14 protein-coding genes are annotated in these 14,775 nt (G+C 61.4%); 3 read left to right on the top strand and 11 right to left on the bottom strand.

Going from position 1 to position 14,775, the window contains the following annotated elements; all coding sequences use genetic code 11:
- The first annotated feature begins 2 nt into the window (after window positions 1–2).
- Both IV109_RS00935 and ubiD read left to right on the top strand, forming a co-directional pair.
- Window positions 3–626, top strand: coding sequence for a UbiX family flavin prenyltransferase (locus IV109_RS00935; protein WP_296690995.1), 624 nt, complete (start codon window positions 3–5; stop codon window positions 624–626).
- A 6-nt stretch (window positions 627–632) separates the two neighbouring features.
- Window positions 633–2,117 (top strand): 4-hydroxy-3-polyprenylbenzoate decarboxylase, encoded by a 1,485-nt coding sequence (gene ubiD, locus IV109_RS00940; protein ID WP_296690997.1) that lies wholly within the window; start codon window positions 633–635, stop codon window positions 2,115–2,117.
- A 13-nt stretch (window positions 2,118–2,130) separates the two neighbouring features.
- Here the strand turns inward: ubiD and IV109_RS00945 are convergent, their stop codons facing one another.
- The 3 genes from IV109_RS00945 to IV109_RS00955 are packed head-to-tail and all read right to left on the bottom strand — an operon-like array spanning window position 2,131 to window position 6,166.
- Window positions 2,131–3,729, bottom strand: coding sequence for a methyl-accepting chemotaxis protein (locus tag IV109_RS00945; RefSeq protein ID WP_296691000.1), 1,599 nt, complete (start codon window positions 3,727–3,729; stop codon window positions 2,131–2,133).
- 60 nt (window positions 3,730–3,789) lie between these two features.
- A complete protein-coding gene (locus tag IV109_RS00950; protein WP_296691003.1) occupies window positions 3,790–4,179 on the bottom strand; it encodes a response regulator in 390 nt (129 codons plus the stop codon).
- A 1-nt stretch (window position 4,180) separates the two neighbouring features.
- The gene (locus IV109_RS00955) at window positions 4,181–6,166 is read right to left on the bottom strand and encodes a PAS domain S-box protein (protein WP_296691005.1); all 1,986 of its coding nucleotides are present in this window, start codon (window positions 6,164–6,166) and stop codon (window positions 4,181–4,183) included.
- 233 nt (window positions 6,167–6,399) lie between these two features.
- Between IV109_RS00955 and IV109_RS00960 the strand changes: the two genes are divergently transcribed.
- Window positions 6,400–7,674 carry an acyl-CoA dehydrogenase family protein gene (locus tag IV109_RS00960; protein WP_296691007.1) on the top strand — a complete coding sequence of 425 codons (1,275 nt, stop codon included), beginning with the start codon at window positions 6,400–6,402 and terminating at the stop codon, window positions 7,672–7,674.
- Window positions 7,675–7,698: 24 nt separating this feature from the next.
- On the opposite strand, the gene IV109_RS00965 is transcribed toward IV109_RS00960, so the two are convergent.
- From IV109_RS00965 to IV109_RS01000, 8 genes are read right to left on the bottom strand one after another with little or no spacing between them, the layout of a single operon-like run.
- Window positions 7,699–8,127: a nuclear transport factor 2 family protein gene (locus IV109_RS00965; RefSeq protein WP_296691010.1), complete on the bottom strand. Its 429-nt coding sequence runs from the start codon at window positions 8,125–8,127 to the stop codon at window positions 7,699–7,701.
- A complete protein-coding gene (locus tag IV109_RS00970; protein WP_296691012.1) occupies window positions 8,124–8,894 on the bottom strand; it encodes an SDR family NAD(P)-dependent oxidoreductase in 771 nt (256 codons plus the stop codon). The genes IV109_RS00965 and IV109_RS00970 overlap by 4 nt, the downstream gene beginning before the upstream one ends.
- A 2-nt stretch (window positions 8,895–8,896) precedes the next feature.
- A complete protein-coding gene (locus tag IV109_RS00975; protein ID WP_296691014.1) occupies window positions 8,897–9,442 on the bottom strand; it encodes a DUF3833 domain-containing protein in 546 nt (181 codons plus the stop codon).
- Window positions 9,439–10,725, bottom strand: a complete 1,287-nt coding sequence (locus tag IV109_RS00980; protein WP_296691016.1) for an MFS transporter — start codon at window positions 10,723–10,725, stop codon at window positions 9,439–9,441. Before IV109_RS00980 ends, IV109_RS00975 begins: the two co-directional genes overlap by 4 nt.
- 18 nt (window positions 10,726–10,743) lie before the next feature.
- Window positions 10,744–11,292, bottom strand: coding sequence for a chalcone isomerase family protein (locus tag IV109_RS00985; RefSeq protein ID WP_296691018.1), 549 nt, complete (start codon window positions 11,290–11,292; stop codon window positions 10,744–10,746).
- Window positions 11,289–12,530 (bottom strand): cyclopropane-fatty-acyl-phospholipid synthase family protein, encoded by a 1,242-nt coding sequence (locus tag IV109_RS00990; RefSeq protein WP_296691019.1) that lies wholly within the window; start codon window positions 12,528–12,530, stop codon window positions 11,289–11,291. The genes IV109_RS00985 and IV109_RS00990 overlap by 4 nt, the downstream gene beginning before the upstream one ends.
- A 47-nt stretch (window positions 12,531–12,577) precedes the next feature.
- Window positions 12,578–13,369, bottom strand: a complete 792-nt coding sequence (locus IV109_RS00995) for a DUF1365 domain-containing protein (protein WP_296691020.1) — start codon at window positions 13,367–13,369, stop codon at window positions 12,578–12,580.
- Window positions 13,366–14,688: an FAD-dependent oxidoreductase gene (locus IV109_RS01000; RefSeq protein WP_296691022.1), complete on the bottom strand. Its 1,323-nt coding sequence runs from the start codon at window positions 14,686–14,688 to the stop codon at window positions 13,366–13,368. Before IV109_RS01000 ends, IV109_RS00995 begins: the two co-directional genes overlap by 4 nt.
- Between the last annotated feature and the right edge of the window lie 87 nt (window positions 14,689–14,775).

The raw sequence follows: 14,775 nt of genomic DNA on the forward strand, positions 1-14,775 counted from the left end.
CCATGCATCTGGCCCAGACATTGCCACAGAAGCGAATCATTGTGGCCATCTCCGGCGCCAGTGGCGCTGTGTACGGTGTGCGCTTGTTGCAGGTGCTGCGTGAACTGGGCTGCGTACAAACGCATCTCACGGTGTCTGTCGCGGGGCTGTTGAATTTGCAGCAGGAGCTCGACATGGGTCGCGCTCAAGTCGAGGCGCTGGCCGATGTCGTGCATCCAGTGCACAACGTGGGTGCGGCCATTGCCAGTGGTTCTTTTGCCTGCGATGGCATGGTGGTGGCGCCGTGCTCCATGCGCACATTGGCCGCCGTGGCGCATGGCCTGTCTGACAACCTGATTGCGCGGGCTGCCGATGTGATGCTGAAAGAGCGCCGCCGCTTGATCCTGATGGTGCGCGAGACCCCGCTGAACCTGGCGCATCTGCGCAATATGACCAGTGTCACCGAGATGGGGGGCATCATTTTCCCGCCGGTACCAGGCTTCTACCACCGTCCGCAAACCCTGGAGGAGATGATCGACCATACCGTCAGCCGTGTGGTCGATATGCTGGGGCTGCCCCAGGTGGATGCGCCACGCTGGAACGGCCTTCAGGCGGTCGCCCAGACCTCCGCTCAGCCCCCCGGCTAGCGTGCCATGGCGTACCGTGACCTGCGGGAATTTATCGCTCAACTGGAGCAGTTGGGTGAGCTGAAGCGGGTCAGCGCTGCGGTTTCGCCCTACCTTGAGATGACCGCCTTGTGTGACCGCTCCCTGCGGGCCGGTGGCCCCGCCCTGTTGTTTGAAAACCCGACTGGCCAGCGCATGCCGGTGCTGGGCAACCTGTTTGGCACCACGCGCCGCGTCGCTTTGGGCATGGGGGTGGCAGATGTGAGCGAGGTGCGCAAGTTTGGCCATGTGCTGGCCATGCTCAAGGAGCCCGAGGCACCCAAAGGCTTCAAAGACCTGATGGGCCTGAGCGGCATGCTCAAAACGCTGTGGAACATGGCGCCCAGGGAGCTGCGCGGTGCTGCCTGCCAGGATGTGGTGTGGGAAGGTGTCGACGTGGATTTGGCCCGGCTGCCAGTGCAGCATTGCTGGCCCGGTGATGTGGCGCCGCTGATCACCTGGGGCTTGGTCATTACCAAGGGGCCGCACAAGGAACGGCAAAATCTGGGCATCTATCGGCAGCAAGTGCTGGCGCACAACAAGGTCATCATGCGCTGGTTGCCGCACCGCGGCGGCGCACTGGATTTCAAGGAGCATGGCGCCCAGAATCCTGGCCAACCCTATCCGGTGTGTGTGGCGCTGGGCGCGGACCCGGCCACCATTCTGGGCGCAGTGACGCCAGTGCCCGACAGCCTGTCCGAGTACCAGTTTGCCGGCTTGCTGCGCGGCAGTCGAACCGAACTGGTGAAGGCCGTGGGCAGCGAATTGAGAGTGCCCGCGTCGGCCGAGATTGTGCTGGAAGGCCACATCTACCCGGATGCCCGGCACATCAGCGGTTTCGAACATGCGCTGGAAGGCCCGTACGGTGATCACACCGGCTACTACAACGAGAAGGCGGAGTTTCCGGTACTCACCATCGACCGCATCACGCTCAAACGCGAGCCCATTTACCACTCCACCTACACGGGCAAGCCGCCGGATGAGCCCGCCATGCTCGGCCTGGCTTTGAACGAATTGTTTGTGCCGCTCTTGCAGCGCCAGTACCCCGAGATCACCGACTTCTATTTGCCGCCGGAGGGCTGCAGTTACCGCATGGCGGTGGTGAGCATCAAGAAGTCATATCCGGGTCATGCACGGCGCATCATGTTTGGCATCTGGAGCTTCTTGCGTCAGTTCATGTACACCAAGTTCATCGTGGTGGTGGACGAAGACATCAACATCCGCGACTGGGCGGACGTGATCTGGGCTGTCACCACCCGCATGGACCCCACACGCGACACCCTGCTGGTGGACAGCACGCCCATCGACTACCTGGACTTCGCCTCGCCAGTCAGCGGCCTGGGCAGCAAGATGGGACTGGACGCCACCAACAAATGGCCGGGCGAAACCAGCCGCGAATGGGGTCGCACCATGGCGATGAGTCCGGATGTCACTGCCAGGATGGAGCTGGTCTGGCGGACCTTGGGTCTTTAGGGGGGAGTTAGCTTCACGCGACGACAAAGCGTGCAATTTCGTCCGTGAGCTTGTCGGCCTGCTCGCTGAGCGAGGCGGATGCCGCGCTGGTTTCTTCCACCAGGGCTGCGTTCTGCTGGGTGTGGGCGTCCAGCTGATGGATCGCGGTGACCACTTCCTTCACGCCTGCGGATTGCTCGCGTGCAGCATTGGCAATTTCACCCAGGAACTGGTTGATCTTGTTGGCGTTATCCACCATCTCGGTCATGGTGCGTCCAGCGCCCTCCACCACCTGCGTGCCGGCCTCTACCTGCACCACGCTGGCAGAAATGAGGGCCTTGATTTCCCGGGCTGCCTCTGCACTGCGCTGGGCCAGGCTGCGCACTTCAGACGCCACCACGGCAAAACCACGCCCGGATTCGCCGGCGCGAGCCGCTTCCACCGCCGCATTGAGCGCCAGGATGTTGGTCTGGAAAGCGATGCCATCGATGGTGCTGATGATGTCGTGGATCTTGGCCGACGAGGTGTGGATGCCATGCATGGTCTTCACAACCTCTGCAATGATTTCGCCGCCCTTTTCAGCCACGGCAGAGTTTTCATTGGCCACCACTGCTGCATCCTGGGTGCGCTGTGCTGTTTCGCCAACCTGGGCGCCAATCTGCTCGACAGCGGATGCCTGTTGTCCCAGGTTGGATGCGGCGTCTTCCGTTCTGGATGACAGGTCCAGACTGGCGCGGGATACCTCTGCGCTGGTCATGGCCAGTTCACGCGCCGAGTGGCGGACCCTTCGGATCAGGTCGTGCATGGAGTCATAGACTTTGCTCAAGCCCACGATCAGCATGGCCGGCTCATCAGCCCCCCAGGGTTGAATGGGTTTGTTGCGCAGGTCGCCGGTGCTCAACTCATCCAGATGGCGACTGACCAATGCCAATCCCCCCTGATTCACCTTGTAAAAGGCAATGAAGACATACCCCGCAATCAGCAGGGCGGCCGATATCAGGGCCGCAGCCAGCCAGGTGCGCTGTATTTGCTCGGCACGCAGGTCGTCCACGTAAATGCCAGAGCCAACCACCCATCCCCAGGGCTCAAAGCCCTTGACGTACGAAACCTTGTCTACCGGCTTGTCGAAACCCGGCTTGGGCCACTGGTAAGGGACAAAACCGGCGCCATTGCGGCGAACCATGTCCACAAAGCCATTGAACAGCGCAAAGCCGTTGGGGTCCTTCATGTCGCCGACATCTTTGCCGTTCAATTCCGGCTTGATCGGATGCATGACGACTTTGGGCGCCATGTCGTTGATCCAGAAATACTCCACGCTGTTGTAGCGGAGTTGGGAGATTGACTGCTTGGCCAGCGCTTGTGCGTCTTCACGGCTCAGCTTGTCACTCGCTTCGCGACTGTGGGCCCAGGCGATGACGCCATGCGCTATTTCCACGTGTTGCCGGGTGGAATTCATTCGCTCCTGCATCGCGTTGTTGGTTTGACTGATCAAGAGCCAACCCACAAGGGACAGCAGCGGGACCAGAAATGCGACGGTGATGAGCACGGCTTTCGCTTTGAAGCCCAGGTTGCGCATCAGGATAACGCCGGGGGTCCATATGCCATGAGCCTGGATGGGGGATTTGATGTTCATGTTTTATTATTACAATTTGTAACTAATTTAGCACTTCAGCAATTCAGTTTACTGACAAATTCATCGGAACTTGAGCACACGGGTCATTTCAACCTGCAATTGTTCAATATCGATGGGTTTCGCGACATAGCCATCGGCACCGGCGGCAATGAATCGCTCTCTGTCTCCGGGAAGGTCATGGGCGGTCGCCATGACGATGGGCATATGTTTGCCACTGGTCCGCTCGCCATCCCGAATGGAGGCAAGTGCCTGCATGCCATCCATGTGGGGCATCGAGACATCCATCAGGATCAAATCGAAATCGCGCTGGGCCAGACAGCGAATGGCCTTCTCCCCGTCGGCCACAACCACGCCACGGTGCCCCAAATGCACCAAAGCAGCGATCGCAACTCTTTGGTTGATGGGGTTGTCCTCGGCGACGAGCACCTGTAAAACATGGCGGATACTCATTTCACTCTCGGCTTTCATCGGCGTGCAGCCCGTGGCGCATGCGGGACAGAGGCTCGGACTTGGCCTGATTGGCGCGCTCGGCCTCGTCACGGGCGCAGATCAGGGCCTGTTCGGTTTGCTTGATTCGGGTGATGTCCTGCACCATGCCTCGTGACATGAGCGGTTTGCCTGCAGCGTCGAAGTCTGACGTGCATTTTTCGTGCACCCATTTGACGCGTCCGTCGTTCATGAGCAAGCGATGGGATATTTCATACGGTGTTCGGTTGACCAGTGAGTCCGAATAGGCCTGATTCACCGCATCACGGTCATCCGGGTGGATCGCGTTGAGGAATATTTCGTAACTGGCGTCAACCTGTTCCGGGTCGATCTCGAACATGCGGAATATTTCGTCTGACCATGTCAGTTCCCCAGTGAGCAGATCCAGAGCCCAGTTGCCGATGTGCGCCATATCCTGCGCCTCGCTAAGGCGATCTTTGGCTGCGAGCAAGGCTTGCTCAACCCGCTTGCGGTCGGTGATGTCGTGCAGGATGATCAGGTGAGTCTTGGCCAAGCCGTCCTCAAAGGCCGACGCGCTGGCCAGGCAGGTGCGTATTTCGCCATTTTTGCAGCGGATGTCTATTTCCATCGGCGTGAAAGCCTGATTGCTGCGCATCGCTTCTTCCATGTTCTGGGCCCATTTGGCGGCGACCCACTGCCGGTATTGCGGGTCAGGATAGGCGCGTGGCCACCATGCTTCCAGCGTCGGAATGTCGGTCAGGGTGTAGCCCAGTGTCTGGATGAATGCGCGGTTGAGATAAGTGATGTTGCCATGCTCGTCGTTGATTGCAAGCGGCACGGGCGAGGCGGCGATGATGGTGCTGTAGCGTTCATCGCTTTGCTTGAGGGCCTGCGCACGTTGCGCCAGAGTTGCCAGCAAACGATTGAAGCTTCCGATCAATGTGCCGATCTCGTCCTGGCTGGACACCGGCAATGCATGCGGGGCCTGATTGATATCCCTATCCGACAGGGCTTTGATCGTGTTGATGGCATCCAGCATGGGAGAGAACTGGCGTCTCAGCATCCACCAGGTCAGGGCACCGGCCAGCACAGTGAGAAGCAGTGTGGCCAGCAGCATGCGCTGTTGCATGGCGTGTATCGGGGCGAATGCTTCCGATGTGGGCAAGGTGGCCCCCATGATCCAGTTTGCACTGGGGATTTTTCTTCCGGAACCCAGGACTTCCACGCCAAACGGGTTGACGTAAACGGAAGAGCCTTCGTAGCCGTCAATGTAGCGGTCCAGCGCGGGATTGATGCCGGGATCCGGAAAAGGCTGCATGACCCGCTTCTTGTCGGTTGACGTGATGATCAGCCGGTGCTGGGCCGAGACCAGAAAATACCCGCCGTTTGTTCCGTATTTGTTGTCGGTAATCCGGTCCAGAAAACTGGACTTGCCCAGGTCGGTGACGCCAGACACGGATCCGATCACTTTGCCACGGGTGTCGCGTATCGGTATGCCTATGGCGAACAGGGGGGGCTGCGTCTGCTTGCCGATGACGGGGCGACCAATCGTCGATTTCCCCTGGGTGAGCGCGGCAAGGATATGGTCCCGGTCCATGTAGTTGACGCCGATCCGTTCGGCCGAGTGCGGCAGTGAAGCGACGGCTATGCCGTCAGTGCGGGTGACCCATACGCCAGCGTTGAACAGGGTGGGCAGCGATGTGCGATCTTCCAGAAATGCCTGCAAGGCAGCGTCGTTGCCAAGAAGGGCTGGGGAGATTCTGTCGGCAACCTGCCTCAGCAATCCCAGCCGTTCCTGCAGTTCGCTATTGACCTCCTCGGCGATGAACGTCACCGTCGAGAGTTGCTGTTCGCCCAGGAGGCGTTGCATATCTTCCTGCAACATCCGGCTGACGTAAAACGAAAGCGACCAGATGCCGGATACAAATATGGCCAGCGTAAATAGCGTGATTCGGGTTTTAAGCGCCGACCGGGAGATATTCAAATCCATCGTAAAAGCCCACCCTTTGTCACTTTATATGCGAAAAACAGGGTGACTCCCAAGGCCGGCGCTTTGTCGGAGATCCCGGGTGCCTGTCGATGGGGTCGTTTGACCTGCATCAACGAAAGATGCAATGGGCGCTCCGGACGGTCCCCAAGCGCGCCCAGGTGACAGCTGTGGGGGTTCGAGTTTGGCAGACTGACGTTCAGTGGCGGCTATCGTCGCCTCTGCGAAAGGGACTCATGGATTTCGAATACTCGCCCAAAGTACAGGCGCTGCGTCAGCGACTGGAGGATTTCATCGACCGCTATGTGCTGCCTTACAACGGCGCGTGGCATCACTCTGTGGCGCAAGGCATCTTTCCGCCGCCTTTCATGGAAGATCTCAAGGCGCTGGCGAAAGCCGAAGGTTTGTGGAATCTGTTTTTGCCAGGCTTGCATGACGACGAACCCGGCGAGCGTTTGACCAACATGGAGTACGCGCCCCTGGCTGAGATCATGGGGCGTCTGCCCTGGGCTTCCGAGGTATTCAACTGCAGCGCGCCCGATACCGGCAATATGGAGCTCTTGCATTTGTTTGCCACCCCCGAGCAAAACCAGCAATGGCTGCGACCTTTGCTCGCCGGTGAGATGCGCTCGGCGTTTGCCATGTCCGAGCCGGACGTGGCCTCGTCCGACCCCACCAACCTGCAGACCTGTGTGCGCCATGAGGGCGGGCAGCTGGTGCTCAATGGCCGTAAATGGTTTATCACCGGCGCGGCCCACCCCGACTGCAAGCTGTTGATTGTGATGTGCCGCGGCGGCGAGGAAGGGACCGACAAGCACGCTCAGCACAGCATGGTGCTGGTGCCCATGGACACGCCGGGCGTCACGTTGGTGCGCAATATTCCGATCATGCAGCATCACTCGCCGGAAGGGCATTGCGAGATTTTGTTCCGTGACGTGCGGGTGCCTTTGACGAATTTGCTGGGCCAGGAAGGCGCCGGTTTTGCCATGGCGCAGGCACGTCTGGGGCCGGGGCGCATTCACCACTGCATGCGCACCATTGGCCAGTGCGAACTGGCGCTGGCCCTCATGTGCGACCGTACGCTGGAGCGTCACGCCTTCGGCAAGTACCTGGCCGACTTTGCCAACGTGCAGGAGTGGATTGCCGAGTCGCGGCTGGAAATTGACCAGGCTCGCCTGCTGGTTTTGCGTGCCGCCTGGCGGCTGGACCAGGGTGAGCGCGCCCAGGCCAGGGTCGATGTGTCGGCCATCAAAGTGGTGGCGGCCCGCTTGCAGACGCGCGTGGTCAACCGGGCCATGCAGGTGTTCGGTGCCATGGGTTTGTCGCCTGATACGCCCCTGGCTTATTTCTGGACCTGGGGCCGTGCCATGCATTTGCTGGATGGCCCGGATGAGGTGCACCTGCGCACGGTGGCCCGCCATGAGCTGGAGCATGCGCGCGAGATTCGCGGATCAACCTCGGCGTACTTCACCTTGCCCGATCAGTTGCTGGCCGAACCGCGGATCCGGTAGCACGGGCTCAGCGAGCACCGTAGTTCAGGCGTTGGCACGTTTTTTAAGCCAGCGCATCAGGCCGCCCAGGTAGGGGATCTTTTCATACAACTCCTCGGCGGCATCCCAGTAGTCGCGGTGCAGGATGATGCGGCCATCCGGATTGAGCATCAGGTGCGAGCCACCCAGCACCACCTGCTCGACGCCTTGATGAAAACGGCGAAAGCGAAAGCGAAACTCCCAGGTGAGAAAGCACTGATGCCCCTCGACGATACGGTGGGTGATGATGAAGCGCGGCGACTCCAGGCTCACATACATATGCCGGAAGATGCGCTGGATTTCTGCCAGACCACGCACATCATTGAACGGGTCCTTGAAGCGGGCATGGGCTGCATAGAGCGTGTCCAGCCTCTCCACGCTTTCGGGCGTGAGTTGCTCGAAAGCCTGCACGATGGAGTCAACGGTGTTTTTCATAGGCGGGTGAAGCGGCGTATGGCCGCAAAGGATAAGCGATAGGGCAGGAGTTGCAGGAGCTTCATCCAGAAGGAAAATCGCTTGGGGAAATGAATCTCAAACTCACCGCGCGACCAGCCACCCAGAATTTCCTGTGCCGCCTGTTCCGGGCTGATCAGGGCCGGCATGGCGAACTGGTTTTGAGCCGTCAGCGGCGTGTCGACGAAGCCCGGCGAGATCAGTGACACGCCGATATGGGCGTCGCGCAGGTCCAGGTAAAGTGTTTCGGCCAGATTGACCAAGGCGGCCTTGGTCGGGCCGTAGGCCAGGCTTTTGGGCAGCCCGCGGTAGCCTGCCACACTGCCCACCAGGCTGATGTGGCCGGCGCTGCGCGCCAAAAAGTAAGGCAGTACAGCATCCAGCACATGCAGTGCGCCCACATAGTTGACCTGAACGTGGCGCAGCATATCCGCCAGATCCATCTTCGGCGCTGTCATTTCCCGGTAATGCCCGGCGCAGTACATCACGCAGTCCAGTGCGCCCGAGCTGACAATGCTGTGGACCGCATCCTTGACGGCCTGTGCGTCGCCGGCGTCCAGCGGCATCGCGCGTGCGCCAGGGTGCAGGGCAGCGAAGGCCTCCAGCGCGTCGGTGTTGCGGGCGGACACAATCACCGAAGCGCCGTGCGCATGCAGGGCCGATGCCGTGGCGCGCCCGATGCCGCTGGATGCCCCGATCAGCCACACGGTGCGGCCGCGCCAGTCGGTGATCGGCGGGTTCAGCGACATGCTTATCGCTTGGTGAAGGACAGCGTCACTTCACCCAGTCGCACGCCGAACTTGGACATGGTGGCTTTGTTCAGCATCACCTTGTCGTTCACCAGGTACATCCAGTCGTCAAACTGCACCTCGTAGACGCGGCCATCCACGGGCAGGGCCATGGTGTAAGTCCAGTTGAAGGCATTGCCGCTTTGCTGGCCGAAGGCGTTGCCCACCACGTCATCCGCGCTGCCGCTGTACTTGCCATCGGCCAGTTTTCGCAGGCGCCAGACCCGCCTTTGCTGCGTGCCATCGGAGTAGGTGAAAGCCTCATTCAACAGGCCCTCGTTGCCTTGCCAGCTGCATGTCATCACCACGACAAAGCGTTTCACCACCTGACCGGAGCGGTCCGTGAACAGGCCGTAGGCATCGAGCGTGCCGTTGAAGTAGTCCTGCAGTTCCAGCACCGGCTTCTCGCGCGCGTAGTCATCAAGTTTTTGCGAGCCGCAGCCGCTCAGCGCAGCGACCGAGGCGAGCAAGGCCAGAGCGCCTCGATTCAGAAGTTGACGTCGTTTCATGGTGCTCGCAGTCTTTGGGCGGGTTGAATGATGAGGGTGTAGAGCGCCAGGGCCGCGCCCGCCTTGAGCAGGCAGGGCAACAGGCAGTAAGCCGTCGTCAGGGCGGACAGGGCCTGCGCATCGCGCGCGCCAGGGGCGTAGCCGAAAAGGCTCAGCAAGGGCAGCGCCAGACCGGCGGCCAAGGCCAGATTGAGTTTGGTAGCTAGGCTCCACCAGCCAAAGTAGGCACCCTCTGCGCGGCCATGGTCGGCCGCATGGACGATCACGCCAGCCAGCATGGCGCCGGGCAAGGCCAGGTCGCTGCCCAGGGCCACACCGGACAAGGCGCACACCACGAGGAAGGCCGCAGTGTCGTTGGCGCCCAGTTGCATGGCCCACAGGAAGACGCTGATCGACAGGAGCATGCCGATGAGCCAGCAGCGTGCCAGCCCCCAGCGCCGCACGCCTTGCAGCCACAGGGGAATCGACAGCGCACCACAGACAAAGTAGCAGCCCAGAAAGGCAGGCTCCATCACGGCGGGCGCCTGCAGCCGGTCTTGCACGAAGAACAACACCAGCGTGGCCGGTATTGCACTGGCGATGCCGTTGAGCATGAACACGGCTAGCAAGCGCCGGAAGGCCTGGTTGTGCCACGGACGCCAGGTGCTGTGGGTCGGATCTGCGGCACCTGCCTGGCCACCAGAGAAGGGAGCGGGCGTCAAGGCGCGCGTCCACGCCAGCCAGCCGACCACCAGGCTGAGCACAAACAGCCCCAGCATGGCGGGCAGGCCCAGCACGGAGGGTGTCACCGCAGCCAGGATCACGCCCATCAGACCCAGGCCCTCGCGCCATGCCACAACGCGGCTGCGTTGCAACTCGTTGCCGCCCAGTCGTGCGCCCCACGATTGATGCGCAATGGTCAATGCACTGTAGGCCGCATAGGTCACCACCAGCAAGGCCGTGGCGACGACCAGCAGCGTTTGCGGGTCACGTGTGGGCGGCGAGAAAAGCAGTACAAAGCCCAGCCCCAGGACCAGGCCTGCACCTGCGCCAAATGTCAGCACGGCGCGCCGGGATCGCCGGAACAGCTTGTCGCAAACGCGCCCCAGCAAGGGGTCAATGAGGGCATCGAACAGTCTGGCGCCGAGCAACACGGCACCCAGGGCTGCCAGCGGCACACCAAACTCCCGGGCGTACAGATTGGGCAGCATCACATACAGGGGCAGGGCGCAGAAGGCCAGCGGAAAGCCCAGCAGGCCATAGCGCAGTCCCTCCAGGGTGGTCCATGGGGTGGGTGAATTCATGCGCGAGTGCCGATCCGCTCAGGGCTGCAACAGGGCCAACAGCGCCTGACGCATCCCGGGCTCGGAGGTCAGGGGCGAGAGCCAGATGCCGAAGAACAGCCGTGCCAACTCAGGGTCGCGGATGCTGGCACCGGCCTGTCCGTTGACAAGAAACTGAAGGCCCAGGCCAGGGGTATGCACCCCCGTGATCCGGTCGCCGGTTTTGACGTCGGGCAAGGCGGCCTTCAGTTGCGCGGTCCAGACCGCCTCCTTGCTGTCGCCAAGCTCGGCCTGGCGGCGCATTTCGCTGATGCTGCGTTTGGCGATGGCGTCGCCGCTCAGGTTGCGCAGATAGGCCAATTCCAGTGCGAAGCGGTGACTGGCATAGTCGCCGGCCTTGAAGCCGGGGGCAACCCACAAGCTTGCGTTGTAGACCTCCAGGCCCCATACCGTCAGCTTGGCGCGTCCCGCAAGTTCCGCCATGGGCAAGGATGCGCGCAACTCCACAGGGAGGGTGCTGGCCCCTCCGTGTGAATGAAATAGGCCCATGGCCAGCGTCAATATTGCGCTGGAAGCTATGTTTTTCATAGCGGCGGTTTAACCAGTGTGAATTGCACCAGATCAATGTCTCCGGCGTCAAACGCGGCTTCGCAGTAGCACAGGTAAAACTCCCAGATGCGCATGAAGCGTTCATCGAAGCCCAGTGCGCTCACCTCTGCACGTCGCTGCACAAAAGCAGCGCGCCAGCGTCGCAGCGTCTCCGCGTAGTCCGCGCCAAAGGTAAACTCGTCCTCGACCTGCAAGCCGGCGGCCGCGGCCTGGCGGCGGAACTCGGCCGGGCAGGGCAGGCAACCGCCCGGAAAGATGTACTGCTGGATGAAATCGGTGGACTGGATGTAGCGGGCAAACAGGGCGTCATCAATCACGATGCTCTGGATGCAGGCGCGTCCGCCCGGCTTGAGCAGGCGTGCCACGGTCTGAAAGTACTGCGGCCAGTAGGCGCGGCCCACGGCCTCGACCATTTCAATCGAGCAGATCGCATCAAAAGGCGGGTCCTGGATGTCCCGGTAGTCCTGAAGGCGCAAATCTGTTGGGTGTACCTTGCCGGCGGCAACACCCAAGCGCTTCATGCGGGCATTGGCATAGGCCAGTTGCTCGTGGCTCAGGGTGACGCCGACGATCGATGCGTCGAAATGGGTGTGGGTCTGCTCCGCCAGGGCGCCCCAGCCACAGCCGATTTCCAGCACCCGGTCGCCCGGCTTGACCCGTGCCATCCGCAACGCGCGCCGGACCTTGGCATTCTGGGCGTCCTGCATGGGCTGGGTGCGGTCACCCTCGAACCAGGCCGACGAATAGTTCATCGTGTCGTCCAGCCAGAGCTGGTAGAACGCATTGCCCAGGTCGTAGTGCGCATGGATGTTCTTGCGGCTGTTGGCGCGGCTGTTGTGGTTGAGCAGGTGCTTGATGCGGTACAGCAGCCGTCCGGCCCAGGTGCCAAAAATCACTTCGTCCATTTCACGGCGGTTGGCCGCAAATACCTTGAGCAGCTCCGTCAGGTTGGGCGTGCTCCAGTCGCCGGCAATGTAGCTCTCCGCAAAGCCGATGTCGCCGGACTTGAGCGCCGCCGCAAAAACGTTCCAGTTGCGCATCATGAGCGAGGCGGTGAGGTTGGGGTGCCCGTGTTCGCCAAAGCGCTGCACCGAGCCGTCGGGCAAGTGCAGGGTCAAGGCGCCATGGCGCAGGCGCTGCAGCAGTCGCAGGGCCGTGCGCGCACTGGCCGGGGCGTTGCGCGGAAATGACAATGGGGCGGCGGTGGCGGTGTTCATGATCGGATCAAGCCAGTAACGTGAAGGAGAGGTTTCAGCGGTCTTGCCTAGCGCGTCACAAACGCGTCGGGCGTGTCAGGTTTGCGGTGAAACCTGACCTTTTTGAGCCACAGGCGCGCGGCCTGCAAGTGAATATGGAAAACCACACCCAGCGTCATCGCGGGGTAGCGCCACAAGGCTTTGCGCAGCGCCGCACGGGTGATCGGCTCCAGCGTGCCGCTGACACTGGTCTGCAACAGCGGGCCGGTCGCATCGTCATGGTCAATGCGGACCACGGTTTTGTCACGGCCGTCACGCAGACTGCGCATGAAGCGAAACCGGTAGCCGCCCTCGACCTGGCAAAAGGGCGATACGTGAAACACCTTGGGCGCGGTCAATTCCACGCCCCAGCGAGGTGCGTCGAGCAGGTAGCAATGGCGCTCGCCAAAAGTGTTGTTGACTTCCACCACAATCGCGCGCAGCGCACCGCCCTGGTCGTTGGCCGCCCGGTGGCAGTACCAGAAGCTCACGGGCTTGAAGGTGTAGCCCAGCACGCGCGGGTAGCAGTGCAGCCAGACTTCGCCGCAGGCGTCGTCAATGCCTTCGCTGGCCAGCAGTTCGTCGATCCAGGCCAGCGCGCCACCCTGCTGCGGCGTGCGGCCATCGCCATGATCGCGGTCGAAAAAACTGATCGCCCCCGCGCGGTTGATGGCCAGTGGGCCACGGCGTACCTGCGGGTCCTGCTGCAGCGTGCGCAGGGGCAGCATCAGGAAGTAGGTCGGGTAGGCAAAGGCGTTGCGCAACGGCGCCAGGCGGGTGTGGCGCACCTGTCCGAAGCCGATCAGGGGTGTGTTGATCATGCGCAAACCTTTTGAGCCTGTCGCCTCTCACCCAGCAGTCTCTGGGCTGCTCCCCGGCCCGCTTTCAGACCATCTTCGTGAAATCCGTAGCCCATCCAGGCGCCGCAGTAGTAGGTGTCTTGCTGGCCCTGCAGTTCGGGCATTTGCCCCTGCGCCTGGAGGGCTGCCTGGTCAAACACCGGATGGTCGTAGGCGTACTCACCCAGAATGTGACGCTTGGCGATGGGACGTATCGGGTTGAGCGACACCACAACGGCTTGTTGCCACGGCAGGGGCTGCAGGCGATTGATCAGGTAGTGCAGACAGACTTCGGAGGAGGTCGCCGTGGTGGGCGCCGCGCGTTCGTAGTTCCAGGCCGCCCAGGCTGCTTTGCGTTGCGGCAGAACCCCGCTGTCCGTGTGCAGCACCGCGCGGTTGGCGTGGTACTTGATGGCGCCCAGTGTCCTGGCCTCCAGCGCTGATGGCTTGCTGAGCATGGCCAGAGCCTGGTCGGGATGGGTGGCAATGATGACCTTGTCGAAATATTCGCTGCCCTGGTCGGTGGTGATGCGAACCTCTGCACCCACGCCTGGCGTCTCGCCGCTGCGTTCGATCAGGCGCACCGGCGCGTTCAGGCGTTTGTCGCTGATCTTCGCCATGATTTTCTCGACATAGTGTTTGGCACCGCCGCGCACGGTCCACCACTGGGGCCGGTTGCTGATCTGGATCAGTCCATGGTTGTGGCAAAAGCGGATCATGGTGGAGACGGGGAAGCGCAGCATCTGCTCGGTCGGGCAGCTCCAGATGCAGGCCATCATGGGCATGAAGTACCAGTCGCAAAACTCCTTGCTGAAACGCTGCTCCCGCAGGAAATCACCCAAGGACTGCGTCATTTCTCCCTCGGTGCCACCCAGGGCGATGCGGGTGGTCAGCTTGTTGAAGCGCAGCAGGTCGCGCAGCATTTTCAAAAAGCGCGGATTGAGCAGGTTGCGGCGCTGCGTAAACAAGGTGTTGAGATTGCTGCCGCTCCACTCCAGTGCCTGTCCCGCGCGTGCGCTGTGGGCCTGGACCGAAAACGACATGTCCGACTTGGCGGTGCTCACATCCAGCTCGGCAAGCAGTCCGATCAGAAGAGGGTAGGTGCGCTCGTTCAGGACCAGGAAGCCGGTGTCCACCCCATGCGTCACATTGCCTTGGGGTGTGGGCAGGGTCACATCCACCGTGTGTGTGTGGCCACCGAAATAGCTGCCGGCTTCAAAAAGCGTCAGGTCGGCTTTGCCTGTCAATGTGTGGGCTGCGGCCAGGCCGGAGATGCCTGTGCCGATGATGGCGACCTTCATGTTGGATCCTGCGATTAAAACTTGCTTAGCTTTTTAAATACTGATTGGTAATTATTCTAACCATAAAGTATTTATTTGTCCTTGTCG

This window comes from Rhodoferax sp. (genome assembly GCF_018780565.1).
GTDB lineage: Bacteria > Pseudomonadota > Gammaproteobacteria > Burkholderiales > Burkholderiaceae_C > Rhodoferax.

What these genes read in the sequence shown, in the direction of transcription:
- IV109_RS00970 (WP_296691012.1), bottom strand. Translation starts at nt 8,894, where the DNA reads ATGTCGCTGAACCCGCCGATCACCGACTGGCGCGGCCGCACCGTGTGG.
- IV109_RS00955 (WP_296691005.1), bottom strand. Translation starts at nt 6,166, where the DNA reads ATGGATTTGAATATCTCCCGGTCGGCGCTTAAAACCCGAATCACGCTA.
- IV109_RS01000 (WP_296691022.1), bottom strand. Translation starts at nt 14,688, where the DNA reads ATGAAGGTCGCCATCATCGGCACAGGCATCTCCGGCCTGGCCGCAGCC.
- IV109_RS00995 (WP_296691020.1), bottom strand. Translation starts at nt 13,369, where the DNA reads ATGATCAACACACCCCTGATCGGCTTCGGACAGGTGCGCCACACCCGC.
- IV109_RS00935 (WP_296690995.1), top strand. Translation starts at nt 3, where the DNA reads ATGCATCTGGCCCAGACATTGCCACAGAAGCGAATCATTGTGGCCATC.
- IV109_RS00960 (WP_296691007.1), top strand. Translation starts at nt 6,400, where the DNA reads ATGGATTTCGAATACTCGCCCAAAGTACAGGCGCTGCGTCAGCGACTG.
- IV109_RS00975 (WP_296691014.1), bottom strand. Translation starts at nt 9,442, where the DNA reads ATGAAACGACGTCAACTTCTGAATCGAGGCGCTCTGGCCTTGCTCGCC.
- IV109_RS00985 (WP_296691018.1), bottom strand. Translation starts at nt 11,292, where the DNA reads ATGAAAAACATAGCTTCCAGCGCAATATTGACGCTGGCCATGGGCCTA.
- ubiD (WP_296690997.1), top strand. Translation starts at nt 633, where the DNA reads ATGGCGTACCGTGACCTGCGGGAATTTATCGCTCAACTGGAGCAGTTG.
- IV109_RS00980 (WP_296691016.1), bottom strand. Translation starts at nt 10,725, where the DNA reads ATGAATTCACCCACCCCATGGACCACCCTGGAGGGACTGCGCTATGGC.
- IV109_RS00965 (WP_296691010.1), bottom strand. Translation starts at nt 8,127, where the DNA reads ATGAAAAACACCGTTGACTCCATCGTGCAGGCTTTCGAGCAACTCACG.
- IV109_RS00990 (WP_296691019.1), bottom strand. Translation starts at nt 12,530, where the DNA reads ATGAACACCGCCACCGCCGCCCCATTGTCATTTCCGCGCAACGCCCCG.
- IV109_RS00950 (WP_296691003.1), bottom strand. Translation starts at nt 4,179, where the DNA reads ATGAGTATCCGCCATGTTTTACAGGTGCTCGTCGCCGAGGACAACCCC.
- IV109_RS00945 (WP_296691000.1), bottom strand. Translation starts at nt 3,729, where the DNA reads ATGAACATCAAATCCCCCATCCAGGCTCATGGCATATGGACCCCCGGC.